Raw genomic sequence first — 25,786 nt, 5'->3', positions numbered from 1 at the left:
CCTTCCCCGCCGCGCGCGGGGGTTTTTTTGCCTTGTCAGAACGTGAGCAGCACCGTCACCGTATCGCGGTAATCCCCCGGCGTCGGCGCGCGCTGGCGCGGCACCAGGCCATACATCATGACGTTCTGCGCGCTGCCGCTGCCGGTGCCGCCGTACGCCGTGGTGCCGCCGGTCCCGTCGCCCCAGACCGTGCCGTTCAGCGTGGAAGATATCCGGTAACCCATCGTCTCGCCGGTGACGCTGTTCTTCATGGTGCGCGCGGCCGGATTTCCCGCCTGGCCGCCGTTGAGCGAGATCTGGTAGGCGTTGCCCGCGGTGCAGGTGACGCTCAGCGGCGCGCTGGCGCGCATCTCGGCCAGCGGGCTGCCGGAGCCGAAGGTCAGGTTGCTGGTGCCGATCAGGCAGTTGTTGGTGACGGTGGCGCGCGCCTGGAACGAGAAGGCCTCGGTGACGCCGGCCGTGCATGGCTTGTCGATGCCGAACACGTACTGCAAGGTGCCGTGGCCGGCGAAGCTGGCCGTGTACAGGGTGTCGACGTTGCCGGTGGTGCCCACGCCGGCCAGGGCGGACGCGGGAATCCGGCCATAGATGGTCACGCTCTGCGTCACCCCGCCCAGCCCCAGCAGGCCGATCAGGGTGCCGGTGATCGGCTTGGCGCCGATGGTACTGGTATTGCTGCCCCACAGCCAGGGTGCCGTGTACGAGGGATCGGCGTACAGGTTGAAGCCCAGGCGCCGGCCGGCATTGTTCATGTAGCGCGGATCGCCGGTGCCGCCGCCGCTGCCCGCTCCCAGGTTGACGCAGACGTTGGCGGCCGGCAGCAGCAGCGGCGACTGTCCCAGGGTCCAGAAGCAGGTCACGGTCAGCGTGCCGCGCGCCGTGTAATCGGTGCTGGCCAGCGGGCTGATCACGCCGAAATCGACGTCGGTCATGGTGGCGGTGCAGTTATTGGCGCGGGCGCCGGGAATGGCCAGCAGCCACAGCGCGGCGAACGCCAGCGCCAGCCGCATCAGGCGCGCACGCAGCGCGGTTGCTCGCAAAGACATCGTCGTTTCATTCATTTCATTCTTCTCCAGGCACGGGCCGGCACTGCAGCGGTCCGATGGTCGGCAGCTCACCCGCCACCGCGCGGTACACGAAACGCACCTCGCAGGCATCCTTGCCGGCGCCGACCAGCACGCGGTTGTTTTCCTTCAATCCCTCGACGAACAGCACCCCATCGTAACCGACCATGGCGTCCTGCGCACCGCCTTCCAGCCGCGCCCGGGTGCCGACTTCGGGCGCCTTGCCGTCCGGGCCCACCAGCATCAGGGTCGCGGCCGCATAGCGTTCGATCTCGAACCGGGCGACCACGCCGGCGTACTGGCGCGGAACCACGTCCATATTGCTTTCGCTGACCCGGGTGTCGGGCGGCAGCGACGATGGATCGATCGAGATCCGGTTGGCGGCATAGGGCTGCAGCTCCGGCACCAGCAGCCGGCCATTGCCGTCGGTGCGACCGATCAGGCGGTTGTCCTGCAGCACCGGCAGGTCCGGCGCGCCGGCCGAGACCAGGGCGAAGCCGCGTCCAACCTGGCGCGCCGCGACCACGGCGCCATCCATCGCCACCAGCGCGCCGCTGAAGTCCATGCTGGTGTTGCGATTGCCGCCCACGCGCTGGGTCGAGATCGCGGCGCGGCCGTGCGAGCCGAGGTACTGGACCTGGGCCTGGTCGTAGCGCTGCGCGCCGGACGTGCCGGCCTGCAGCGCCCAGCCCAGGCCGCCCTCGAAGTCGGGGGCGCGCGACAGCGACACCGCGCCCACCTTCTCGCCGCGCTGGCGGCCGCCGTTGCTGTTGAACGAAACGCGCGAATCGAAGGCCATGCTGAAGGTGGCGGTGATGCCGCGCTCGGTGCGGCGCTCCAGGTCCTGGAAGGCGCCGACGCTCAGGTAGCCGCGCTGGCCGATGCTGCGCGACCAGCCCAGCGACACGGTGCGCGTGACGGGTGGCGTGTCTTCCGGCGAGCCGATCGGGCCGAGCGGGTCGGTGACCGGGCCCAGGCCGGTCTGCGTGGGCAAGCGCAGCTGGATCAGGTTGACGCTCAGGCTGTTGCCGCGCCAGCTGGTGCTCAGGCTGGCGCGGTCGGTGGCGCGCGCCACCGGCACGCCCTCGAGCACGCCCAGGTCACCGTAGCCGGCGCTGGCGCGCACCGACTGCCAGTCGAAGGCGAAGCGCGGCGCCACGTACTGGTAGCCGAGGCTGGCCTGCCAGCCGCGATGGCGGCCGCTGCTCGCGGCCAGGGCGGCGCTGGCGACGCCGGCGCCCTCGATGCGCTTGAGCACGCCGCCGCCGGCCTGCACCAGGCCGCGCCCGGCTTCGGCATGCCCTTCGAGGGTCAGGGTGTCGCTCCAGCCGTGGCGCCAGGACGCGATCGCCGCCGGGCCGCCATAGCTGAACGAATCCACGCCGTAGTCGCGCCGCAGCGCGCCGGCCGAGATGGCGAAATCGGACAGGCCGCGCGCCAGCAGCCGGGTGTCGACGTACAGCGGCAAGGTGGTGGCGACCTGGCGTCCGAGGGCATCGCGCGTGATCACGGTGGCCTGGCCGGCGCCGTTCAGGCCCGCCACCTGGTCGACCACGAAGGGACCGGTCGGCACCTCGGCGCTGAACTGGCGCACGCCGTTCACGTACAGGTCGACGCTGCTGGGCACCACGGCCGAACCGGCCACCGAGGCCACCGGATAGGTGACCAGGTCAGGCCGCAGCTCGAAGTTGCGGCGCCACTCGATGCCGCCCAGGCGCATCGCGCGGGTCCAGGAAAGCGACGGCGCGACGGTGTCGCCCACCTGCCAGGTCGACAGCTTGTCCTGCGAGGATTGCACCCAGCTGGTGTCGTAGCGGGTATAGCCGCGACCGGCGCCGCGCACCACCGCGGCGCCGGTGCTGTTAAGCGAACCGTGACGGTCGAAATAGCGCAGGTCGAGGGTGCCGGCCAGCGAGCCGCCGGTGCTCTGGCCGAACAGGTTGTAGTTGAGCAGCATGCCGCGGCTGGCCTGGGCCTCGCCGGCCGGGCGCGCCGTGTGCGCGCTGAGCACACGCCGCTCGCGCAGCGTGTCGACCAGGGTCAGCGACAGGGTCTGGGCCGCCGGGTCGTAGGCCCAGTTCAGGCCGCGCACCTCGTCGAGCAAGAAGTCGCTGCGGCCGGCCACGCCGAAGCGGGCCGGGTCCAGGCCCAGTTCGCGCAGGGTGTCGACCGTCATGCGCAGGCTCGCGCCCTGCTGGAACACGGACACGAGCAGGCCCGTGGGCTGGCCGTCGATGCTGGCCTCGAGGAACAGCTCGACCGGCTGCGCGGAGGGCGCGGCGACGACGTTGGATGGCGATGCGGGGGCGACGGCGGAAGATGAAGACACCGCCGCGGTCTGGGCGACGGCGGCGGCGATCGGACTCAGGGCCAGGCCAAGGACCAGCGCGCCCGCCGGCAGGCAAGCCGGTGGCCGCACCCGCCATGGCAGGCGGCCGGTCAGCATCGCGGCACGGGCGTCAGTCCCGCACGACGGCGGCGCTGGCGGACTGCGGCCGGGTATTGACGGTGGCCTGGATCGCCAGCGGCGCCGGCATGGCGCCGGCCACGTCGGGCGGCAGCTGCCATTCGCGCGCGCGGCCGGGCAGCGCATAGCCCAGCAGGCCCTTGCTCAGTTCGACGGTACGCTCGCCCACGCGCACGCTGGTGGCGCCGATCTGGGCATGCAGGGCGCCGCTGTTGCGGGCGCGCAGGTGCCAGGCGCCGTCGCGCTGGAAGGTGCTCCATTCGAGGGCCGGCGCGGCCTGGGTGTCGGCCGGCAGCACGAAGGCCGGCACCGAATACTGGAGGCGGATCGCGACGTTGCTCTGCGGGCTGTCGCCGCGTGGCAGTTCGTCGATCAGGATGCGGTAGGTCTGCTCGGCCCCGCCCGCGGCGGCGCCGGGGCGGCGCACCAGGCGGATGGTCTGGGTGCTGTTGGCGGCGATCTCGATGATCGGCGGGCTGGCCACCAGCTCGGTGGTCGGGTTCAGCGCATCGACGCCGTCGCGCTGGTCCCACGCGTACACGCGCACCTGGCCGTACAAGGGAGTATCGCCATTGTTCTGCAATTGGATACCGGCCGAGTTCTGTCCCGGCTGGAAGCTGATCGAGACGGGAGAAATCTGCAGGTTGGCGCCCTGCGCCACGGTGCAGCTCAACAGGGCGGCCGCGAAAGCGGCGCAGCGGATACCTCGCATGCAGACTCCGATCAGAAGTAGATGGTCGCAGTAATGGTCGATTTATAGCTGTCTGGGGTCGGCGACTTCTGCACCGGGATTTCGCCGTACACGGTCAGGCTCTGGGCATTGCCGTTGCCGGTGCCGGCCAGGGTGTCGGTGCCCTGGGTGTTGCCCCACAGGCCCGAGCCCGGCGCACGGTACAGGTTGACCTTCACGGTGTCGGTGTTCGCGCCGCTACCGTTCAGGAAACGGGAGGTGCCGGACGAGCCGACGCCGGTGCCGGCATCCAGACCGACATTGTAAGGCGTAGTGTTGGTGCATGTCACATTGATGTTCGACTGGCCCGAGATCGCCGCGGTGATGACACCCGACTGGCCGAAGTCGATGCCGGTGGCGGCGATCGTGCAGTCGGCGACGACGCGCATCGTGACGTCGAAGGTCGCGGTCTTGGTGGCGGCGAAAGCGGCGCTGCCGGTGAAAGGCATGATGGCAGCCAGGACAGCAGCCAATACGCGGTTACGGTTCGAGGTCGTCATCATTTTTTTTCTCCAGTCGTTGAGGGCGCGATCACCATGACGCACACAGAATTGCTCAACTCGGAAAATATGATACCTCGTTTCCGTACGGAATCAAATGCTTTTCATCACTTTTGCTGACTATTTCAATTTTGCTGGTTTTATACAACAGCGTGGTGAAAATGCTACAAATGACCTCAGTCTTCCGGCGTGGCCCAGGAACGCGCATGCTCCACCGCCCGCCCCCAGCGCGCCATCAGTTCGGCGCGGCGGCCGGCATCCATGCAGGGCGCATAGCGGCGCTCGACCTGCCACTGCGCCTCGATCGCCTCCAGCGATTCCCAGTAGCCACACGCCAGGCCGGCCAGGTAGGCCGCGCCCAGTGCCGTGGTCTCGGTGACGCGCGGGCGCACCACCTCGACGCCGAGCAGGTCGGCCTGGAACTGCATCAGCAGGTCGTTGCGCGCGGCGCCGCCGTCGGCGCGCAGTTCGGTGACGGCGCAGGCGGCGTCCCTCTGCATCGCTTCCAGCAGTTCGGCGCTCTGGTAGGCGATGGCCTCGACCGCGGCGCGCGCGATGTGGGCGGCGCTTGTGCCGCGCGTCATGCCGAGGATGGTGCCGCGCGCATACGGATCCCAGTGCGGTGCGCCGAGACCGGTAAAGGCCGGCACCAGCATCACCCCGCCGCTGTCGGGCACGCTGGTGGCGAGGGCCTCCACCTCATGCGACTGGCGGATGATGCCCAGGCCGTCGCGCAGCCATTGCACGGTGGCGCCGCCCATGAAGACGCTGCCCTCGAGCAGGTAGTCGGTGCGGCCCGCTACCGTCCAGCCGACCGTCGCCAGCAGGCGGTTGTGCGACACCGGCGCCGGATCTTGTCCTGCTACACCGGCATGCATCAGCATGAAACAGCCGGTGCCGTAGGTATTCTTGACCAGGCCCTTGCGGTGGCAGGCCTGGCCGAAGGTGGCGGCCTGCTGGTCCCCGGCAATGCCGGCGATCGGGATCGCATGGCCGAACCACTCCTGGGCCGCCAGCCCGACGACGCCGGCGCTGGGGACGACCTCGGGCAGCAGCGCGCGCGGGATGTCGAACAGCGCCAGCAAGTCGTCGTCCCAGGCCAGCGTATGAATATTGAACAGCATCGTGCGCGCGGCATTGCTGGTGTCGGTGACGTGGCGGCCGCACAGGCGCCACACCAGCCAGCTGTCGACGGTGCCGAAGGCCAGCTCGCCCCTGTCGGCCCGGCTGCGCGCGCCGGGCACGTGGTCGAGCAGCCATTGCAATTTGGTGGCGGAAAAATAGGCGTCGAGTTCGAGGCCCGAGCGTTCCTGGATCAATGTAGCCTTGCCCGCCTCGCGCAGGCGGTCGCAGGCGCCGGCGGTGCGCCGGTCTTGCCACACGATGGCCTTGGCCACCGGTTCGCCGGTCGCGCGGTCCCACAGGAGCGTGGTCTCGCGCTGGTTGGCGATGCCGATCGCGGCCACTTGCGTGGCCCGGACGCCGCCTTGCACCAGCGCTTCGCGCGCGCAGGCGAGCTGGCTGTGCCAGATATCGAGCGGGTCGTGCTCGACCCAGCCGGGCTGGGGAAAATATTGGGGGTACTCTCTTTGGCAGCTGGCCACCGGCAGGCCGGCGCGGTCGAACAGGATGGCGCGCGAGCTGGTCGTGCCCTGGTCGAGGGCGAGGATGTACTGGGTCAATGGCATCTCCGGACAGCGCAGCCGGCGCGGAACGCCAGTGCACAGCGGTCCGGGACGACCGTCGACAAGGCGCGTGGGTCACGCGCCTCGGGAATTATAAGTAAAGCAGACCGATAGGCCGGATTCTGTGTAACGCCACCTTGCGGTGACGCATGGACAATCATTCCTCTAGGCGCTGGATTACTCCAGCGCTCAAGCTTCCTACCCGCACGCTCCGCGAGCAACATCAACGCGTGCCTATTTGGAATTGCTCCAGGTGGAGGTTACCGCGTTTCACCGTAACTTAATACGCTCGTCTCTGTGGCCCTATTCCTCGCCTTATACCGCTGGCTTGCGCCAGACGGCTTTCAGCGGACGGCCGTTAACCGTCACCCCGCTCTGTGGAGTCCGGACCTTCCTCCCGTCCACGACCTTGCGGCGTGGACCAGCGACTGCCTGGCCTGCTTCACGGGCGCATTGTACCCGATGCGGGGTCACGCCGGGCGTTGCGCTGCCATGGCCTTGCCGTTTCTGTAATTTGATGTCGCCATTTCAAAAGCCGTTCGCGGGCCGCTCACCTAGAATGCCCGGAAAGCCTCTTTGACAAGGATGACGCACCCCATGCCCTCCACTTCCCTGCACCCTTCCCGCACCGGCGGCCAGCTCCTGGTCGATGCGCTCCACGTCCACGGCGTCGACACCGCCTTCGGTGTCCCCGGCGAAAGCTACCTGGACGTGCTCGATGCGCTGCACGACTCGAACATCCGCTTCGTGATCAACCGCCAGGAAGGGGGCGCGGCATTCATGGCCGAGGCCTACGGCAAGATGACCGGCAAGCCCGGCATCTGCTTCGTCACTCGCGGTCCCGGCGCCACCAATGCCTCGATCGGCGTGCACACCGCATTCCAGGACTCCACGCCGATGATCCTGTTCATCGGCCAGGTCGGCAACGACTTCGTCGACCGCGAAGCCTTCCAGGAAATCGACTACCGGCGCATGTATGGCCAGATGGCGAAATGGGTGGCCCAGATCGATCGCGCCGACCGCATCCCCGAATACATGGCGCGCGCCTTCCAGGTGGCCACCAGCGGCCGTCCCGGTCCGGTGGTGCTGGCGCTGCCGGAAGACATGCTGGTCTCGACGGCGGCAGTCGCCGACACCCGCCCCTACCAGCCGTCGCACGGCGCGCCGTCGGGCGAGCAGATCGCCCGCCTGCGCGCCATGCTGCAAGAAGCCCAACGGCCGATCGTGCTGCTGGGCGGCGGCACCTGGAACGCGCAGGCCTGCGCCGACCTGGCCCGCTTCGCCGAAGCGAACCACTTGCCGGTGGGCTGCACCTTCCGCTTCCAGGACCTGCTCGACAATGCGCACCCGAACTATGTCGGCGACGTCGGCATCGGCATCAACCCCAAGCTGGCCGCGCGCGTCAAAGAGGCCGACCTGGTGATCGCCATCGGCCCGCGCCTGGGCGAGATGACGACCGGCGGCTACACGCTGCTCGATTCGCCGGTGCCGCTCCAGCGCCTGGTCCACATCCACCCTGACCCTGAAGAACTGGGCAGCGTCTACCAGGCCGAACTGATGATCGCCAGCGGCATGCCGCAAGCCTGCGCCATGCTGGCCGCGATGGAGCCAAGCGACGCCACGGCATGGCAGGACAGCGTGGCCGAGGCGAAGTCGGAGTTGGCCGCCTGGCAGGCGCAGCCGGCGCTGCTGAAGGAAGGCGTGCCGCTCGACCTGTGGCAGGTGGTGCAGGACTTGATGGATCAACTGCCGCACGACGCCATCATTACCAACGGCGCCGGCAACTACGCCTCGTGGGCGCACCGCTTCTATCGCTACGGCGGCATGCGCACCCAGCTGGCGCCGACCAACGGCGCGATGGGTTACGCCGTGCCGGCCGGCGTGGCGGCCAAGATCGTGTGGCCAGAGCGCGCCGTGGTGACCTTCGCCGGCGACGGCGAGTTCATGATGACGGGCCAGGAACTGGCGACCGCCGTCCAGTATGGCGCCGGCGTCGTGATCCTGGTCTTTAATAACAATATGTTCGGCACCATCCGCATGCACCAGGAACGCAGCTATCCGGGCCGCGTGTCGGGCACCGGCCTGCACAATCCGGACTTCGCCGCCCTGGCGCGCGCCTACGGCGGCCATGGGGAAGTCGTAGACAGGACCGAGGATTTCGCGCCGGCGCTGCAGCGCGCCCTCGAGCATGCCGACCAGCGCAAGCTGCCGGCCGTGATCGAATTGCGCTACGACGGCAACCTGATCACCCCGAACGCCACGCTGGAGACGATCCGCAAGCAGGCGGAAAGCGCGAGGGCCGGCAGCTGAACGCTTGTGTGCAATCGGGTTGCGTATTGCTGCTCTGGTAAAATATTCGCTAGTTTTCTCATCGCCGGCCATGCCGGCGTCCGCACGCAGTCCCGCCACCAGACACTATGTTTAGCTTCTTCAAGAGAAAAAAAGCGCCCGACGCACCGGCGCCGGAACCGGTCGTGCCGGTCGTGCCGGCCACGCCCGCACCCGTCGCCGCTCCTGCCCCGGCGCCGATCGCCGCGGCCCCGGTGGTCGCCGAAGCCAGCGTCCTGCACGAAGGCGCCAACCTGTTCCCCGAAACCGCCGAACGCCCGACCACCGAGGCTGAAAAGAAGACTTCGTGGATGAGGCGCCTGAAGGCCGGCCTGTCCAAGACCTCGAGCAACCTGTCCCTGCTGTTCGTCGGCGCCCGTATCGACGAAGACCTGTACGAGGAACTCGAGGCGGCGCTGCTGATGTCGGACGCCGGCATGGACGCCACCGAGCACCTGCTGGGTGAGTTGCGGCGCAAGGTCAAGGAAGACAAGCTGCTGGACGCCGCCGCCGTCAAGGCCGCGCTCAAGGCGCTGATGATCGACCTGCTGCTGCCGCTGCAGAAGCCGCTGGAGCTGGGCCGCCACGAACCGCTGGTCATGATGATCTCGGGCGTCAACGGCGCCGGCAAGACCACCACCATCGGCAAGCTGGCCAAGCATATGCAAGGCTTCGACCAGTCGGTGCTGCTGGCCGCCGGCGACACCTTCCGCGCCGCCGCGCGCGAGCAATTGATGGTCTGGGGCCAGCGCAACAACGTCACCGTGATCTCGCAGGCCTCGGGCGACCCGGCCGCCGTTGCCTTCGACGCGGTGCAGTCGGGCAAGGCGCGCGGCACGAACGTCGTCATGGTCGACACCGCCGGCCGCCTGCCGACCCAGCTGCACCTGATGGAAGAACTCAAGAAGATCAAGCGCGTGATCGGCAAGGGCATGGACGGCGCGCCGCACGAGACCCTGCTCGTCATCGACGGCAATACCGGCCAGAACGCGCTGGCGCAAGTAAAGGCCTTCGACGACGCCCTGCAACTGACCGGCCTCGTCGTGACCAAGCTGGACGGCACCGCCAAGGGCGGTGTGCTGGCGGCGATTGCACGCACCCGTCCGATCCCCGTGTACTTCATCGGCGTCGGCGAGAAGCTGGAAGACCTGCAGCCATTCAACGCAGAAGAATTCGTCGAAGCGCTGCTCGGCTGACGGAACGGAAACCCATGATCGCATTCCAGTCGGTATCCAAACAGTACACCCACGGCGATGCGCGCGGCGCGTATGCACTGCACGACGTCTCGCTCGACATCGCCAAGGGCGAACTGGTCTACCTGGCCGGCCCGTCGGGCGCCGGCAAGTCGACCCTCATGAAGATGGTGGCGGCGGTCGAGCGTCCCAGCAGCGGCAAGGTGATCGTCAACGGCCAGGACATCGGCCGCATCAAGCCGGCCGGGATTCCCTTCCTGCGCCGGAATATCGGCATCATCTTCCAGCAGCAGCGCCTGCTCAACGACCGCAACATCCTGGCCAACACCATGCTGCCCCTGCTGGTGACGGGCGCCCGCACCGCCGACGCCGCGCAGCGCGCCCGCGCCGCGCTCGACCGGGTCGGCCTGCTCGACCGCGCCAGGGCGATGCCGCTCGAACTGTCGGGCGGCGAACAGCAGCGGGTGGCGGTCGCGCGCGCGATCGTCAACCGGCCGCAGATCATCCTGGCCGACGAACCGACCGCCAATCTCGACCGCGTGGCGGCCGACAAGGTGCTCGATGCGCTGCGCGCCTTCCACGCCGCCGGCGTCACCTGCGTCATCTCGACCCACGACGAGCAAGTGCTGGCAGGCAGCACGCGGGTGATCCGCCTCGAACAAGGCCAGCTGGTCGGAGGTGCGGCATGAGCCCGTGGCTGCGTCAGCACCGCTTCGCCCTCGGGGCCGCGCTGTCGACGGTGCGCAAGTCGCCCGGCAGCTTCCTGTTCAACGTGCTGGTGGTCGCGCTCGCGCTGACCCTGCCGTTCGCGGGCATCACCCTGCTCGACAATGTGCGTCCCCTGTCCGAGCAATTATCGGTCGATCCCGAGATCAGCCTGTTCATGCGCGACGACGCCAGCCGCGCCGATGCCGAGGCGCTGGCGCCGCGCATCCGCCAGCTCGTCGCACCGCAGGGTGGGAAGGATGCGGAAATCGCCTTCGTACCGCGCGAGCAGGCGCTCGCTTCGCTCAAGGAGCGTAGCGGCCTGGGCGACGTGCTGGAAACCTTGGGCGACAATCCCTTGCCTGATAGCTATGTGATGAAGCTCGGCGGCTTCGCCAGCGCCGGCGCCGCCGACCAGGTGGACCTGATTACCGAGCGCCTGGCCGCACTGCCGGGCGTGGAGACGGTGCAGGTCGATTCGGCCTGGGTCAAGCGCCTGGCCGCGATGCTGGCCATCCTGCGCCTGGCGCTGCTGCTGCTGGCGGCCACCCTGGGCATCGTCGTGATCGCGGTCGTATTCAATACGATCCGCCTGCAGGTGCTGACCCAGAAAGAAGAAATCTCGGTCTCGCAACTGCTGGGCGCAACCAACGATTTCATACACCGTCCGTTCTTCTATACCGGCGCCCTGCTCGGCCTGTGCGCCGGCGCGGTGGCGCTGGGCGCGGTGACCCTGGCCCTGCGTCCGCTGAACGGCGCGATCGGGGAATTCGCCCGCCTGTACGGCTCGAATTTCCAGCTGGCAGCGCTGGGGGCACTTGAAGTCGCCGGCCTGCTGGCGGTCAGCGCCGGGTTGGGCCTGATCGGCGCCCTGCTGTCGGTGCGGCGTCACCTGGCGCGCCAGCGTTGAACGGCGGTCCTACAATCTTGCAGATTAAAAAACTGTCGGGATGGTATTGAAAACGCGATAAGCATCACCATGTGTGGTAGCAGGGCTAGGCGGCCCTCCTGTGTGGCTGCCTGCCCCATTACTGGACAAGACCTCGTCGCGTGATATCGCAATGAATCCTACGGCCTAGCTGCCATCCCCTACGCTTCCACGCGCATAAGTCCTACAGGCAGCGCCGTGGCTACGTGCGCCATCCAACAGAATACGTGCCCCACCGGCCGTAAGCTGTATCTAACGTTATTCCAGTCATTCCTGGCTCACTTTTGAGCCGAATCAACTGAACATGCAAGAGCTGCTCTACAGTGGAACCGTCGGCAATTTGGTTCCCTGGAGCAATACTTTGAACAATCTTAAGCGCCGGGACCACTTCTGGCACTCTCCCCGGGTGAGTGCTAATATATGGCTCAAGGCAATCGAAATTCAAGTTACGCATCCAGGTAACAAGCCGTAACAGCAGTGCCGCAAGGCAATAAGTTATGGCACATTAAGGATGCAGCAAGATTACTACGAGGGAAATGAATATGTCCGCACAATCCGCATTGGTTCCGACCGGCAGTCGTGCTCTGGGACTGGGTTTCACCGGCAATCTGGGCAATATCGACGCCTATATCTCGGCCGTCAACCGCCTGCCGATGCTGACGCACGAAGAAGAAGTATCGCTGGCAAAGCGGCTGCGCGACGACCATGATCTCGACGCGGCGCAAAAGCTGGTGCTGTCGCACCTGCGCCTGGTGGTATCGATCGCGCGCGGCTATCTGGGCTATGGCCTGCCACACGCCGACCTGATCCAGGAAGGCAATATCGGCCTGATGAAGGCGGTCAAGCGCTTCGACCCGAACCAAGGCGTGCGCCTGGTGTCGTATGCCATGCACTGGATCAAGGCCGAGATGCATGAATACATTCTCAAAAACTGGCGCTTGGTAAAGGTTGCCACGACCAAGGCACAGCGCAAGCTGTTCTTCAACCTGCGCAGCAACAAGACCGGCCTGGACGCGATGTCGCCGGGCCAGGTCGACGACTTGGCCAAGCTGCTGGGCGTCAAGCGCGAAGAAGTGATCGAGATGGAAACCCGTCTGTCGGGCCGCGACATCGCGCTGGAATCGCCGACCGACGACGAAGACGACAAGTTCTCGCCGATCGCCTATCTGTCGTCGGACCAGCAGGAACCGACCAAGGTGCTCGAAGCCCAGCAGGTCACCCGCCTGCAGTCCGAAGGCCTGGAAACCGCGCTGGGCAAGCTCGACCCGCGTTCGCGCCGCATCATCGAGGCGCGCTGGCTGGCCAACGACGACGGCTCGGGCGCCACGCTGCATACGCTGGCCGAAGAGTTCAGCGTCTCGGCCGAGCGCATCCGCCAGATCGAATCGGCCGCGCTCAAGAAGATGAAAGGCGCGCTGGCGGCTTACGTGTAAGCGACCCACCTTCAGCCACCGTCGTCCCCGCGCAGGCGGGGACCCAAGTACTGCATGCGTAGACTGAACGCTTGCAAGCTTGGGTCCCGCCTCCGCGGGGACGACGCGTTTACGTCAGCCTCAATGCACCGGCATGAAGAACGGCTTGTTCTTATCCTTGAGCAAAAACACCAGGAACTTGGCCGGCTTGGTCTTGCTCGCATTGCGGCCCACCGTATGCAGGTCGCGCGGGTTTTCATAGAAGGTCTCGCCCGGCCCCAGCGTGTGTTGCTTCCCGCCCTTCACCCCCATCACGATCGTCCCTTCCAGCACATAGATGAAGCCATGCGCATCGTGGCGGTGGACGGGGTCGCCGCCGCCCGGCGGATAGACGACGGTGATCATCAGCACTTCCTTGCCGGGATGGTCGTCCAGCGCCTTGCTGAACAGCTCCTTGACGACCGGATCCAGCGCCGCGGCCCAGACGGGCGCCGCCAGCGGCAGGGTCATCAACAGGCCGGCGGCTCCGGCAAATTTTCTCAGGCGTGACATGGTCTCTCCTTCAATACGAATGTGAACATGACGTCCAGTGTAGGGAGAGTCCTGCCCGTGCGACAGGCGCGCGCCGGGCCCCATGCCGCTGCCTCGAACGCAACAATCGGAAGCCGCGCCGCATGCCATGCCTTGGCGGGATTCGGCCGTTATTTGTCATTTACGAAAAAGATCTCGCGCAACTACCATGATGGAAGTCACATGAGCAACTAAGTAGCAACAAGTATCAACTGAGAGAAGCCATGAAGAACGAACGCTTCGCGATCGGTGAATTCGTCCAGCCATCATCCCCATTGACGCCGGCCGCGCCTGAAATGGATGGGCTGGCCTCGAGCTTTTCCACCACCTATGCCGGCGTGCTCGCCTTCATCGCCGTGGTCCACGAAGGCTCGTTCGCCCGCGCCGCCGAGCGCCTCGGCATCGGCCGCTCCGCCGTCAGCCGCAGCGTACAGAAACTCGAATCGCAGCTCGACACCCGCCTGTTCCTGCGCACCACGCGCAGCACCTCGCTCACCAGCGAGGGCGAACTGTTCTACGCCAACTGCAAGCCGGGCGTGGAGCGGATCGTGCAATCGGTGGAAGAGATGCGCGAGCTGCGCTGCGGCGTGCCGCGCGGCCAGCTGCGCCTGCACGCGGCGAGCGACTTCGGCCGCAAGATCGTGGCGCCGCTGCTGCGCGGCTTCCACGCCAGCTATCCGGACATCCGGCTCGACCTGATCCTCGACGACAGCCCGCTCGACTTCATCGCCGACCGCATCGACGTGTCGTTCCGCAACGGCCGCCTGGACGACAGCCAGCTGGTCGCGCGCCAGCTGATCCCGATGCAGATGCTGGTGTGCGCCGCGCCGGCCTATGCGGGCGCGCATGGCCTGCCGCACACGATCGACGAGGTGGCGCAACACCGCTGCGTCAACCTGCGCCTGCCCTCGGGCCAGGTGTGCGAATGGGAATTCAAGGAAGACGGCCGGCGCCGCACGCTGCTGCCCATGGCCAACCACAGCTTCAACGACGCCGAGCTGGTGCTGCAGGCGGTGCTGGACGGCGCGGGCCTGGCGCAGATGGCCGGCTACCAGGTGTGCGAGCACCTGCGCGCGGGCCGCCTGGTCGCCTGCCTGCCCCAGCACGCGCCGGACGACCGCGGCCACTACATCTGCTACCTGAGCCGGCACCACCTGCCGCTGCGCACCCGGGTCTTCATCGACTACATCACCCCGCGCATCCGCGCGCTCGACCTGCACTGCCTGACCAGCTTCAGCGCTTGACGGCGGCCAGCGCGATTGTTGCGCGACGGGATACATGACGGTGACCGGCGCGGCGCTAGCAGCCGGCGCCGCGCCTTCCTACACTGGCCAAAAACACTCCAGGAGACCGCGTTGAAAAAAAGGCTGGCGCCCCCGCCCACCACCCTGCTCGACAAATACGTCGGCGACGATTTCCAACCGCTGTACTCGACCACGGTGCGGGTCAGCGGCGGCGAGGCGGCGCACGGGCGTGCGTCCGGCATCGCCCGCTCCGACGACGGCAACCTCGAACTGGCCCTGCGCCTGCCGGCGGCGCTGGGCGGCCCGGGCGGCGGCACCAATCCCGAGCAGCTGTTCGCCGCCGGTTTCGCCGCCTGCTTCCATGGCGCGCTCAAGCTGCTGGCGACGCGCGCCGGCATCGCCCTCGAGGACGCCACCGTCGACGCCGCCGTGACCTTCGGCCGCGACCCGGTCGACGGCCTGTACACCCTGATGGCCGAGATCCGCATCGACCTGCCGCGGGTGCCGCGCGCCACCGCCGAGGAACTCATCCGCAATACCGAACGCATCTGCCCCTACGCCAAGATGGCGCGCCAGGGCATCGTGTGCGTGGTGGCGCTGGTGCGCTGAAGGCAGCCAATGATTGGTGCCTGGCGTGCACCAGCGTGCCGCCCCGGATGGGCCTACCGCCGCGCCAGGCACGCTCCTACACTCGATACCGTGGCGAATCGTCGCACACGGCGCCCAGCCGCACTGGGATCTGAAAGGACATCATGAACATCATCGTCATCGGCGGCACCGGCCTGATCGGCAGCAAACTGGTCGCCATCCTCAAGCAGCGCGGCCACGAGGCCGTGGCCGCCTCCCCGAACACCGGCGTCGACACCATGAGCGGCAAGGGCCTGGACCAGGCGCTGGCCGGCGCCGACATCGTGGTGGACGTGGCCAACTCGCCCTCGTTCGCCGACGACGCGGTGATGGACTTCTTCACCACCTCGGGCCGCAACCTCCTGGGGGCGGCGAAGAAGGCCGGCGTCAGGCACCACGTCGCGCTGTCGGTGGTCGGCACCGAGCGCCTGGCCGAAAGCGGCTACTTTCGCGGCAAGATCGCGCAAGAGGCGCTGATCCGCGAGTCCGGCCTGCCCTACACCATCGTGCATTCGACCCAGTTCTACGAGTTCCTGGGCGGGATCGCGGCCTCCGGCGCCGAAGGCGATGCGATCCGCCTGTCGCCAGCCAATATCCAGGCCATCTCGTCGGACGACGTGGCGCTGGCCATGGCCGACTACACGCTCGGTGCGCCGCGCAATGGCGTAGTCGAGATCGCGGGACCCGAGCGCGTGCGCCTGGCCGACCTGGTCCAGCATTATCTGGAAGCCAAGGGAGATAAGCGCAAGGTCGTGGCCGACGAGCAGGCGCGTTATTTTGGCGCGCTGCTGCAGGAAGACACGCTGGTGCCGGGGCCGGGTGCGCGCCTGGGCACGGTGAAGGTCGACGACTGGCTCAAGGCGCAGGCGGCACGCTAGGTACTGGCGCCAGCCGCTGGCGGTAAGCACTCGGCGAGGTGTGCAGGTGGCGCTGGAAGGTCTTGCGCATGCGTCCCTCGTCGCCGAAGCCGCACAGCTGGGCGATCCCGTCGACGTGGCGCCCGGAATCCTCGAGCAGCCGGCAAGCCGTCTCCAGGCGCAAGCGCTCGACCGCCCGGGCCGGCGTCTGCCCGGTCTTGTCCTTGTACACGCGGCTGAAATTGCGTGGACTCATGCGCATGCGCGCGGCCAGCACCTCGACGCTCAGGTCGGACCGTTCCAGATTGGCCAGGATCCACATATGCAGCTCGTCGAACAGCGGACCGTCGCCGGCCTGGGCCTGCAGCATCCGGCTGAGCTGGGGCTGGTTGCTGGGGCGCTTGACGAACACCACCAGCTCGCGCGCGACGGCCAGCGCCACTTCGCGGCCGCAATCGGCTTCCACCATCGCCAGCGCCAGGTCGATGCCGGCCGTGACGCCGCCCGAAGTCCAGGTGTCGCCATGCTGGATGAAGATCGCTTCGCGGTCCACCTCGACCAGCGGATAGGTGTCGCGCAGCAGGTCATAAGTCAGCCAGTGAGTGGCGGCGCGTTTGCCGTCGAGCAGGCCGGCGGCGGCGAGCACGAAGGCGCCGGTGCAGACCGAGGACATGCGGCGCGCCTCGCCCGCGTGCCGACGCAGCCAGTCGACCAGCGCCTGCTGTTCGCGGACGGAGGTGACAATGTCCGCCGCGCCCGGCACGACCACGGTGTCGACCTCGGTGGGCGCGAAATCGTCCAGCCGCCCGGTCTGCATCGCCACGCCTTCGAGGGTCTGCACCAGGCCGCCGTCGATGCTCACCGTATGGCGCAGGTAGCCCGGCAGCCCGCGCTCTTCCATGGCTTTCGACGCGCACCAGAACACGGTCTGCGGACCGGCGATGTCGAGCATGCACATGCCGGGGAAGCCGACGAACAGGACAAGGCGCGCCTGTCGCGGCGCCGCTGGCGTGAGGGGCAGGTTCATGTGTGCGGGATGGGCGTTACCCGCCGTGGATACGACGAGATCAGCTATAGTATGGCCGCCCGATCCGGCAGGTCAAGTCGTTATGCAGGCAGCGCCCGGTAGCGGAAATCGCCCAGCGTGACCGCGCCCTTCCCCGCGCTGTAGATGCCCACTTTCAGGCTCAGGAAACCGCCGAACACATTGTGGTGAATGCCGGAGACCTCCATCCGCGTGCCGTGCAGGGTCCAGGTCTTGCCGCCGTCGTGGGAATAGCGCAGCGTGACCACATGGTCGTCATTCGACAGGCGCACCCTGACGCGCGAGGTCGCGCGCTGGACCCGCGCCCAGCCATGTTCGTCCGCGTACTGGAAGGTCTTGATGGTGTCCGGCGCGAAGCCGATGCCGACGAAGGCTTTCTGGCTGTAGAACAGCAGCAGGCCGGCCTCGGCCTCTCCCTCCAGGGTGAGATCCACCTCTACCTCGTAGGCACGGTCGCCCACGGAGCAGGTCAGCGGGCGGCTGTCGGCCGGCGACTTGCCGCGCCCCGCGATGCGCAGGCCGTCCTGCGTGAAGCGCACGCGCGTCATCTCGTCCGGCGCCGGATCGTGGAAACTCCACTGGACGCCGAAACGATCGCGCTTGAAATCGTCGGACAGGGCGAAACCGGCCTCACCTTTCCTGCCGCCCTTGGGCATGGGCAGGGGCCTGGACAGGTCGCCGCCCAGCGCGCGGAACCAGCCATCGGCGGTCCACTCCATCGGCTCGAGCAGGGTTTGCCGCCCCAGCGTGCGGTAGCCGTTTTCGTAGCCGTGATAAATCATCCACCAGTCGCCGGCCGGCCCCTCGATCAGCGTCGCATGGCCGCGCGACCACCACGGCTCGGCGGTGCTCAGCGAACGCACCAGCGGATTGTGCGGGCAGTGTTCCCACGGCCCGTGCACCGAGTCCGAGCGCGCCGCGATCACCATATGGCCGGTGACCGGGCCGGCGGTGCCGCCGACCGCCGTCACCAGATAGAACCATTCGCCGCGCCGCAGCAGCTTCGGCCCCTCGGGTGCGAAGTTCTCGACGATCCAGTCGGCCGGATAACGCCACGGTTCGTAGGCTTTTTCCAGCTTGCCGTCAGTGGCCAGGCCGTCGTCGGTCAGCCGGATCTTGCGGATGCCGTTGACGAACAGGTAGCGCTTGCCGTCCTCGCCCACCACGTGGCCGGGATCGATGCAGTCCGCGATCTTGAGGTCGACCGGGTCGCTCCACGGCCCCTCGATGCGGTCGGCCCAGATCGCATGGATCGACCACGGCTTGCCGTCCGGCGCGGCCGGAATATAGATGAAATAGCGGCCGTCGTGCTTGCACAGGTCGACGGCCCAGATCGTCCCCAGGGGTTTCTTCAGCGCGGGCGCGACCGGGCGCCAGTTGACCAGGTCGGTCGAGTGCCAGATCACCAGGCCGGGGTAGGAATAAAACGAGGAATACGTCAGGTAGTAATCCTTGCCGTCCTTGAGGACGGTGGGATCGGGATGGTCGCCGGCGATGATGGGATTCAGGTAGGTGCCGTCGCCCTGGTCGGCCTGGCGCTGACCTTCGATGCCGCGGCGCCAGGCCTGGCCGCCAGCCTGGCAGTCGGTCGATGATGCCGCCGCCGCGGGCAGCGCCGGCAGGCTGGCGCCCGCCAGCAGGATCTTGAAGGCGTCGCGACGCGAAGGGTTCGTCATGTCCTGGTCTTTCTCGTGGTGGACCGGACAGGATAGGAAATCGCCCGTGCCGACGCCAGCGATAGCCGACTTTTCCCCATGTGAATGCGGAAAGTTGTACGAATCTTGTAGCAAGTGGCAGGGCGCCACGCCCTTTTCGGGGCCTCTCCAACGGATTTTTCTTCCTTTGGCTAGAATGAATTCTTTGTCACGGCAAGTTCAAGGAGAGCACATGGCTGACCAAGCATCCTACGTCCCACCGAAAGTCTGGCCCCCGCCCGCCTCGTCGGGCGGCGCCTTCGCCAGCATCAACCGCCCGGTCGCAGGCCCGACCCACGACAAGGAACTTCCGGTCGGCAAGCATCCGCTGCAGCTGTATTCGCTGGCCACGCCGAACGGCGTGAAGGTGACGATCCTGCTGGAAGAATTGCTGGCGGCGGGCCATAGCGGCGCCGAATACGATGCCTGGCTCATCCGCATCAACGAAGGCATGCAGTTCTCGAGCGGTTTCGTCGAGGCCAATCCGAATTCGAAGATCCCGGCCCTGGTCGACCATAGCGCAGGCCTGCCTGCACCGGTGCGCGTGTTCGAATCCGGCTCGATCCTGGTCTACCTGGCCGAGAAATTCGGCGCCTTCCTGCCCAAGGACGGCGTGGCGCGCGCGGAAACGATGAACTGGCTGTTCTGGCAGATGGGTTCGGCTCCTTTTGTGGGCGGCGGTTTCGGCCACTTCTATGCCTATGCGCCCGAAAAGCTGCAGTACCCGATCGACCGCTATGCGATGGAAGCCAAGCGCCAGCTCGACGTGCTCGACCGCCACCTGGCCGACAAGCGCTTCGTCGCGGGCGAGGAATACACGATCGCCGACATGGCGATCTGGCCATGGTATGGCGGCCTGGTACTGGGCCAGCTGTATGACGCCGCGGAATTCCTGTCGGTGCACGAATACAAGCACGTGAAACGCTGGGCCGACGAGATCGCCGCGCGCCCGGCCGTCATCCGCGGACGCAAGGTCAACCGTTCATTCGGCCCCGAGCACGACCAGGTGCACGAGCGGCACGCCGCGGCCGATCTCGACTGAGCGTCTTACCGGAATTCGACGCGCGCGACCACCGGATGGTGGTCCGACGGAAAGCGTCCGTGGAGCGAATCGCTCAGGGCCGCATAGCCAAGCACCTCGAAATGCCGGTCGACGTAGACGTAGTCGATGCGGTCGAGCATGGGCGCGTCGAAGCGGAAGCCGTGATAGGTGCCGACCGGGCCGTACGGCGGCGTCCGGCTCACCTGGAAGGCGTCGCGCATGGCTTTCGCCATCACCTGCATCTGCGGCGTATCGGGCGTCGAATTGAAGTCGCCCACACAGATCGCCGGTTCGCCGCGGCTGATTTCCGCGATCTTGCGCAGCAGCAGGTCAGCCGAGGCACGGCGCGCAACGACACCCTCGTGGTCGAAGTGCGCCGAAAAGACGTAGAACACGCGGCCGTTGTCGCGCTCGCGCAGCTTCGCCCATGACACGATGCGGTTGCAGCAGGTGGCGTCCCAGCCGAGCGATGGGCGGTCGGGCGTTTCGCTGAGCCAGAAGTCGCCCTTGTCCAGCAGCGCGAAGCGGCTCTTGCGATAGAAGATGGCCGAATGCTCGCCGGCCTGCTTGCCATCGTCGCGGCCGACGCCGACGTGGTCGAATTCTTCCATCCGCGCCAGCTCGGCGACCTGGCCGGCGAGCCCCTCCTGCGTGCCGACGATGTCGAACGCATGATGGCGGATCAGCGCCTTGACCAGCTCCTTGCGCGCCGGCCAGGCATTGGGGCCATCCTGGGGATTGTTGTAGCGCAGGTTGAAGCTGGCGACGTTCATCGGTGCGGCAGCAGCGCTGCCGACCAGGACGGCGAGCGCGGTGAAAAGTGACAAGACGATCTTCATGGTCCAGGGTCAGGAAAGTGGATACCGTGGCAAGTTAAGCACAACCCGCCTGGACCATCGCGCCAACAGGCCCGAAAGCGGCGCAGTTTAGGCGCATTACTAAACGGCGCACTACGCCACCGCGGCATCGAGCAGATAGCGCCGCTCCATCATCGCCGCCATCTCGTTGGCCGGCACCGGACGCGCGATGTAGTAGCCCTGCACCTCGTTGCAATCGAGGTGGCGCAATATCGCCAGCTGCTCCGCGGTCTCGACGCCCTCGGCCACCACCGACATGCCCAGCGCGTGCGCCATCGACACGATGGCCTGGAAGAACACCTTGCCCTCTTTCGAGTTGGCCAGCTCGGTGGTGAAGGCGCGGTCGACCTTCAGCACGTCCATCTTCAATCGCTGCAGCTGCGACAGCGACGAATAGCCGGTGCCGAAATCGTCCACATGCAGTTTCACGCCCAGTGAACGCAGGGCCGCCAGTTCGGCCAGGATGTCATCCTGGTCGCCCATCATCGCCGACTCGGTGATCTCGACCTCGATCAGGCTGGCCGGCACCCGGTGCTTCACCAGCGCCGCGCTCAGCTGGCGCTGCACGCCGCCGCGCAGGAATTGTTTGGGCGAGACGTTGATCGAGACCGGCACCAGCGCCACGCCGGCCTCGCGCCACGCGGCCAGCTGCGCGCAGGCTTTGTCGATCACGGTCTCGCCGATACGCACGATCAGCCCGGTGGCTTCGGCCAGCGGGATGAATTCGCCCGGCGCTACCATGCCCAGGGACGGATGGCGCCAGCGCACCAGCGCTTCCATGCTCAGCAGTTCTCCGCTGCGCGCATCCACGCGCGGCTGGTAGTGCAGCACGAACTGGTCGGCCTCCAACGCTTCGAGCATGTTCTGCTTCAGGCGCGCGCGCGAATTGAGGGTCGACGACAGGGAGGGATCGAAGAAGCGATATTGCCCCTTGCCTTCGTTCTTGCCGACGTACATGGCGATGTCGCTGTGCTTGACCAGGGTCTCGGCATCCAGCCCGTCGCGCGGGTACATGCTGATGCCGATCGAGGAACCCACGGCGTGCAGCTCGTCGCCGATCAGGAACGGCACCCCGAAGGCTTCCACGATGCGCGAGGCCACCGAGGCGGCCTGGCGCTCGCCGTCGCAGGGCGACAGCAAGACCACGAATTCATCGCCGCCGAAGCGCGCCACCTGGTCGCTCGGGCGCAGCAAGGACAGCAGGCGACCGGCGGCGGCCTTGAGCAGCTGGTCGCCGGTGGCGTGGCCGTGGGTGTCGTTCACATACTTGAATTCGTCGAGGTCGATGAACAGCAGCGCGGCGTTGGCGGGGTTGCCAGAAGCGGCGCCCTGGGCCCCGGCCAGCATGGCCGGCATGCGCTCCAAAAAGGCGTGGCGGGTGGCCAGGCCGGTCAGCGTATCTTCGTTGGCCAGGCGCTCGAGCTGGTCTTCATGCGCCTTGCGCTCGCTGATGTCCTGCAGCGTCACCGCCAGGCCGTTGCCGACCCGTACCAGGCGCCGGCGGCCCCAGCTGATGTTGAGCCGGTTATCGCTCGGCATCTTGCGGTCGTCCTCGTAAAAGCCGCTGTCCATCGCCTTGCGGTAGGTCGACAGCAGTTCTTCGCCGAACAAGCCGCTATCGATCTCGGTCAGGCTTCTCCCGACCAGTTCGTCGCGCGTCACGCCGTAGAAGAAGGCGCCGCGTTCATTGCAGTCGACGATGCGGAAATCCGTGATCTGGCCGTCGCGCGCGCGCACCGCCGAGGCCATGTAGAAGCCGTCGTTGCCGCTCTCGGTGGCGGTGCGATAGGCGCGCCGTACTTCGTCCTGTTCCTTGTCGCGCGCCACGGCGCGGCGCGCCAGCACCGCACCGACCGCGCCCAGCAGCAGCAGGCACAGGGTGGCGACGATGGCGCGGTCGCGGCTCTCGATCCAGTAGCCGTTGTTGGCCGCCAGCGCATCGTGCTGCGGCAGGCCGACCAGGGCCACCAGCGGATAGGCGGTCGACTGGCGCCAGCCCAGCACGCGCGATTGGCCGTCGGCGAAGCCGCCCTCGCCCTCGACCAGGCGCACACCCTGCTCGCCCGACCAGACGGCGCCGCGGCGCGGCAGCGCGACCGCGTCCACGAACGATGCGCCGTTGCTGCGCTGCTCGACCCGCAAGCGCCCTTCGCTGCCGGCCAGCGCCACGATGCCGCCGGCGCCGATGGTGGCCGGGCTGACGAAGGACGTGAAATAGCGGGCGTCGATGGCCATCAGCACCAGGCCGTCGAATTCCTCCTCCCGGGTTTCGAGGCGGCGCGTGAACAACACCACGTCGTCGGCGCTGCCGAGCTGCGTCGGCGCGGCGCCGACCCGCAGGGCGGTCGAATTATTGTCGCGGTGGTGGTTGAACCAGGCGCCCGAGGCCAGGTCGGCGCCGATCAGGCCGGCGCGCGTGCTGGAGCGCACGATGCCGCCGCGGTCGAGCACCGCCACCACATGGAAGGCGCTGTCGGTGAACATGCCGTCGCGCCGCATCTCGTCGAGCAGGCCCGCCTCGCGCGAATTCTCCCAGCTGAACTTGAGCTGCATCGTGATCTGGTCCATCTGCGCTACCGAGCGCGTGATGTACTGCTCGTAGGCTTCGGCGTAGGCCGCCACGTCCTTGCGCGCCTGGCTGTCCACGCGCTCCTGCTCGGCCTCGACCCGCAACAGGGTTGCGGCCCACAGCGCGCAGCACACCAGCACGGCCAGCAATGGCCATAGCGGGACCAGGAAGCGGTTGCCGCGCGAGGGATCCAGATAGGGGGCGAGGCCAGGAGGTTTGCTCATTGCGGACAATCAGGACTAGTTGCCGCAAGTCTAGATAGCAAACATGTCAGCGTTGTGACATGCGTAATTTTTCCTGAGGCCCGCTACGGCGGGCCTCGGCGCCGCTCAGGTCGGCGACAGCATGTAGCCGGCGCCGCGCACCGTCTTGATCAGCGACTTGGCCCGCCCCAGCGCCTTGCGCAGGCGCAGCACGTGCACGTCCACTGTGCGCTGGTCGAGCGAGGCGTGGGCTTCCCACAACTGCTCCAGCAGCTGGCTGCGCGAAAACACCTGGCCCGGATGGCACAGCAAAAAGCGCAGCAGCCGGTATTCGGCATGCCTGACCTCGACCTTGTGGTTACCGACCCGCACGCTGCAGCTGAGCGGATCGAGCACCAGGCGGCCCGAGCGCAACAGGCGCGACTCGGGCGACAGCTCGCGTACCTGGTCGGCCGGCGCCTGGGGAATGAATTCGGGATGGGGGACGGGCGCCGGGAGGCTGGCGGGACGCTCGCCTTCCGCGCATTGCGCCGCCAGCAGGATCACCGGCTGCTCGCGCAGGCGGCGGTCGCCGCGCAGGCGCGCCAGCAGGCGCATGCCGCCTTCGTTGCGCAGCATCGATTCCTGCAGCAACAGTTCCGGGCGCTCGCGCCCGATGAAGTCCCAGGCTTGCGCCAGGCTCGGCACGTCATGCCAGACCCACTCGTCCTCGTGCAGCGAGAACTTGAGCAGCTCGGCAATGGCCGGCTTGTCGTCGATCACCAGGACGATCGTGTTCGCCGTTGTCATGGGATGCCCAAAAAGAGAGGAACTGCATTGGTGCGGTCAGCGGTGCCGCGACCGCACCAAAGAAAATCCGGCAGCCTGGCTGCCGGATTGGTCGCCACGGAGGCGTCTTACATGATGGCCTTGCCCGAAGCGTCCTTCAGGTTGGCTTTCCAGGCGTCCTGGACTTGCTTGACGACGCTGGCAGGCATCGGCACGTAGTCCAGCTCGGCGGCTGCAGGAGCGCCGTTCTTGAACGACCAGTCGAAGAACTTCACGACTTCCTGGCCTTTATTGGCGTCGGCCTGGGTCTTGTGCATCAGGATGTACGACACGCCGGTGATCGGCCAGCTTTGCTTGCCGGCGCCGTCGGTCAGCACCACGCCGAAGCCTGGGGCCTTGGTCCACTCTGCATTGGCGGCAGCGGCCTTGAACACGTCGTCCGACGGTTGCAGGTCGACGCCTTCCTTGTTGCGCAGCTGGGTGTGCGACAGCTTGTTCTTCTTGGCGTAGGCCCACTCGACGTAGCCGATCGCGCCCTTGATACGCTGCACGTTGGCGGCGACGCCTTCGTTGCCCTTGCCGCCCACGCCCACGGCCCACTTCACGGTGGTGCCGGAACCGATATTCTCTTTCCATGCCGGGCTGGTCTTGGCCAGGAAGTCGGTGAACAGGAACGAGGTGCCCGAGCTGTCGGCGCGGTGCACGACGGTGATGTCAGCGGCCGGCAGTTTCACGCCTGGGTTCAGGGCGGCGATTTCAGCCGCGTTCCACTTGGTGATCTTCCCCATGTAGATGTCGGCCAGCAGTGGACCGGTCATCTTCAGCTGGCCTGGGGTCACGCCTTCGACGTTGACCACGGCAACCACGCCGCCCATGATGGCCGGGAACTGCATCAGGCCTTCCTTCTCCAGCTCTTCCGCTTTCAGCGGCATGTCCGACGCGCCGAAGTCCACGGTCTTCGCCTTGATCTGCTTGATGCCGGCGCCCGAGCCGACCGACTGGTAGTTCAGGCCGGTGCCGGTGGCGGCCTTGTAGCTCTCGGCCCACTTGGCGTAGATCGGGTACGGGAAGGTCGCGCCCGCGCCGGTAATGTCGGCGGCGAACGAGGTCGTCATCACGAGCGTGGCGGCAGCGCCGGCGAGGATCTTCTTGAGCATTGTTATTCCTAACTTTGGTTAAGGGGTATGTTTTGGACTACAGGAAAAAGAATAGCTGCCGAATATGACCTGTTTATGACTTGACCATGCCCTGTCTTTTCGATGTCACGCGACCGGCTGCTTGCGGTTTTGCTATCATGG

21 protein-coding genes and 1 other RNA gene are annotated in these 25,786 nt (G+C 67.0%); 9 read left to right on the top strand and 13 right to left on the bottom strand.

Annotation, left to right across the window (positions count from 1 at the left end):
• Positions 1–35: 35 nt before the first annotated feature.
• The 6 genes from SOM61_RS03760 to rnpB form a co-directional block, all read right to left on the bottom strand.
• Positions 36–1,046, bottom strand: coding sequence for a Csu type fimbrial protein (locus SOM61_RS03760; RefSeq protein ID WP_320472850.1), 1,011 nt, complete (start codon positions 1,044–1,046; stop codon positions 36–38).
• A 16-nt stretch (positions 1,047–1,062) separates the two neighbouring features.
• Positions 1,063–3,510 (bottom strand): fimbria/pilus outer membrane usher protein, encoded by a 2,448-nt coding sequence (locus SOM61_RS03755; protein ID WP_320472849.1) that lies wholly within the window; start codon positions 3,508–3,510, stop codon positions 1,063–1,065.
• Between the two features lie 13 nt (positions 3,511–3,523).
• Positions 3,524–4,243 (bottom strand): fimbrial biogenesis chaperone, encoded by a 720-nt coding sequence (locus SOM61_RS03750; RefSeq protein ID WP_320472848.1) that lies wholly within the window; start codon positions 4,241–4,243, stop codon positions 3,524–3,526.
• 11 nt (positions 4,244–4,254) lie between these two features.
• Positions 4,255–4,764 carry a Csu type fimbrial protein gene (locus tag SOM61_RS03745; RefSeq protein ID WP_123069408.1) on the bottom strand — a complete coding sequence of 170 codons (510 nt, stop codon included), beginning with the start codon at positions 4,762–4,764 and terminating at the stop codon, positions 4,255–4,257.
• 173 nt (positions 4,765–4,937) lie between these two features.
• The gene (gene glpK / locus SOM61_RS03740) at positions 4,938–6,443 is read right to left on the bottom strand and encodes a glycerol kinase GlpK (protein WP_320472847.1); all 1,506 of its coding nucleotides are present in this window, start codon (positions 6,441–6,443) and stop codon (positions 4,938–4,940) included.
• Between the two features lie 98 nt (positions 6,444–6,541).
• Positions 6,542–6,890: RNase P RNA component class A (rnpB, locus tag SOM61_RS03735), an RNA gene on the bottom strand.
• Positions 6,891–7,043: 153 nt separating this feature from the next.
• Here rnpB and SOM61_RS03730 point away from each other — a divergent pair.
• The 5 genes from SOM61_RS03730 (at position 7,044) to rpoH (ending at position 13,033) form a co-directional block, all read left to right on the top strand.
• Positions 7,044–8,756 (top strand): thiamine pyrophosphate-binding protein, encoded by a 1,713-nt coding sequence (locus SOM61_RS03730; RefSeq protein WP_320472846.1) that lies wholly within the window; start codon positions 7,044–7,046, stop codon positions 8,754–8,756.
• Positions 8,757–8,863: 107 nt separating this feature from the next.
• A complete protein-coding gene (gene ftsY / locus SOM61_RS03725; RefSeq protein WP_320472845.1) occupies positions 8,864–9,970 on the top strand; it encodes a signal recognition particle-docking protein FtsY in 1,107 nt (368 codons plus the stop codon).
• A 14-nt stretch (positions 9,971–9,984) separates the two neighbouring features.
• Positions 9,985–10,656, top strand: coding sequence for a cell division ATP-binding protein FtsE (locus tag SOM61_RS03720; RefSeq protein WP_147933712.1), 672 nt, complete (start codon positions 9,985–9,987; stop codon positions 10,654–10,656).
• On the top strand, positions 10,653–11,582 hold the full coding sequence (gene ftsX, locus SOM61_RS03715) for a permease-like cell division protein FtsX (protein ID WP_320472844.1): 930 nt from the start codon (positions 10,653–10,655) through the stop codon (positions 11,580–11,582). Before SOM61_RS03720 ends, ftsX begins: the two co-directional genes overlap by 4 nt.
• 560 nt (positions 11,583–12,142) lie before the next feature.
• Positions 12,143–13,033 carry an RNA polymerase sigma factor RpoH gene (rpoH, locus tag SOM61_RS03710; RefSeq protein ID WP_320472843.1) on the top strand — a complete coding sequence of 297 codons (891 nt, stop codon included), beginning with the start codon at positions 12,143–12,145 and terminating at the stop codon, positions 13,031–13,033.
• A gap of 120 nt (positions 13,034–13,153) precedes the next feature.
• Here rpoH and SOM61_RS03705 read toward each other — a convergent pair whose 3' ends face one another.
• The gene (locus SOM61_RS03705) at positions 13,154–13,564 is read right to left on the bottom strand and encodes a cupin domain-containing protein (protein WP_320472842.1); all 411 of its coding nucleotides are present in this window, start codon (positions 13,562–13,564) and stop codon (positions 13,154–13,156) included.
• A 314-nt stretch (positions 13,565–13,878) separates the two neighbouring features.
• Between SOM61_RS03705 and SOM61_RS03700 the strand changes: the two genes are divergently transcribed.
• From SOM61_RS03700 to SOM61_RS03690, 3 genes are all read left to right on the top strand, one after another.
• Positions 13,879–14,826: a LysR family transcriptional regulator gene (locus SOM61_RS03700; protein ID WP_320473068.1), complete on the top strand. Its 948-nt coding sequence runs from the start codon at positions 13,879–13,881 to the stop codon at positions 14,824–14,826.
• Positions 14,827–14,937: 111 nt separating this feature from the next.
• Positions 14,938–15,435, top strand: coding sequence for an Ohr family peroxiredoxin (locus SOM61_RS03695; protein WP_320472841.1), 498 nt, complete (start codon positions 14,938–14,940; stop codon positions 15,433–15,435).
• A 143-nt stretch (positions 15,436–15,578) separates the two neighbouring features.
• Positions 15,579–16,331, top strand: a complete 753-nt coding sequence (locus SOM61_RS03690; RefSeq protein ID WP_320472840.1) for an SDR family oxidoreductase — start codon at positions 15,579–15,581, stop codon at positions 16,329–16,331.
• Here the strand turns inward: SOM61_RS03690 and SOM61_RS03685 are convergent.
• Positions 16,309–17,337, bottom strand: coding sequence for a GlxA family transcriptional regulator (locus SOM61_RS03685; protein WP_320472839.1), 1,029 nt, complete (start codon positions 17,335–17,337; stop codon positions 16,309–16,311). The two genes, SOM61_RS03690 and SOM61_RS03685, sit on opposite strands and share 23 nt — an antisense overlap.
• Before the next feature lie 80 nt (positions 17,338–17,417).
• Complete coding sequence (locus SOM61_RS03680) at positions 17,418–19,031, bottom strand: family 43 glycosylhydrolase (protein WP_320472838.1); 1,614 nt, start codon at positions 19,029–19,031, stop codon at positions 17,418–17,420.
• A gap of 211 nt (positions 19,032–19,242) precedes the next feature.
• Here SOM61_RS03680 and yghU point away from each other — a divergent pair, with 211 nt between their 5' ends.
• A complete protein-coding gene (gene yghU, locus SOM61_RS03675) occupies positions 19,243–20,091 on the top strand; it encodes a glutathione-dependent disulfide-bond oxidoreductase (protein WP_320472837.1) in 849 nt (282 codons plus the stop codon).
• A gap of 5 nt (positions 20,092–20,096) precedes the next feature.
• Here the strand turns inward: yghU and SOM61_RS03670 are convergent, their stop codons facing one another.
• The 4 genes from SOM61_RS03670 to pstS all read right to left on the bottom strand — a co-directional run bounded on the left by SOM61_RS03670 (position 20,097) and on the right by pstS (position 25,645).
• Complete coding sequence (locus SOM61_RS03670) at positions 20,097–20,918, bottom strand: endonuclease/exonuclease/phosphatase family protein (protein ID WP_320472836.1); 822 nt, start codon at positions 20,916–20,918, stop codon at positions 20,097–20,099.
• Between the two features lie 123 nt (positions 20,919–21,041).
• Complete coding sequence (locus SOM61_RS03665; RefSeq protein ID WP_320472835.1) at positions 21,042–23,741, bottom strand: bifunctional diguanylate cyclase/phosphodiesterase; 2,700 nt, start codon at positions 23,739–23,741, stop codon at positions 21,042–21,044.
• Between the two features lie 105 nt (positions 23,742–23,846).
• Positions 23,847–24,509, bottom strand: coding sequence for a winged helix-turn-helix transcriptional regulator (locus SOM61_RS03660; RefSeq protein WP_123070113.1), 663 nt, complete (start codon positions 24,507–24,509; stop codon positions 23,847–23,849).
• Between the two features lie 107 nt (positions 24,510–24,616).
• Positions 24,617–25,645, bottom strand: coding sequence for a phosphate ABC transporter substrate-binding protein PstS (gene pstS, locus SOM61_RS03655; protein ID WP_320472834.1), 1,029 nt, complete (start codon positions 25,643–25,645; stop codon positions 24,617–24,619).
• Between the last annotated feature and the right edge of the window lie 141 nt (positions 25,646–25,786).

The organism is Massilia sp. CFBP9012, assembly GCF_034045115.1.
GTDB lineage: Bacteria > Pseudomonadota > Gammaproteobacteria > Burkholderiales > Burkholderiaceae_D > Telluria.
The sequence above is the reverse complement of the archived record's forward strand: the minus strand, read 5'-3'. Positions and strand labels throughout refer to the sequence as shown.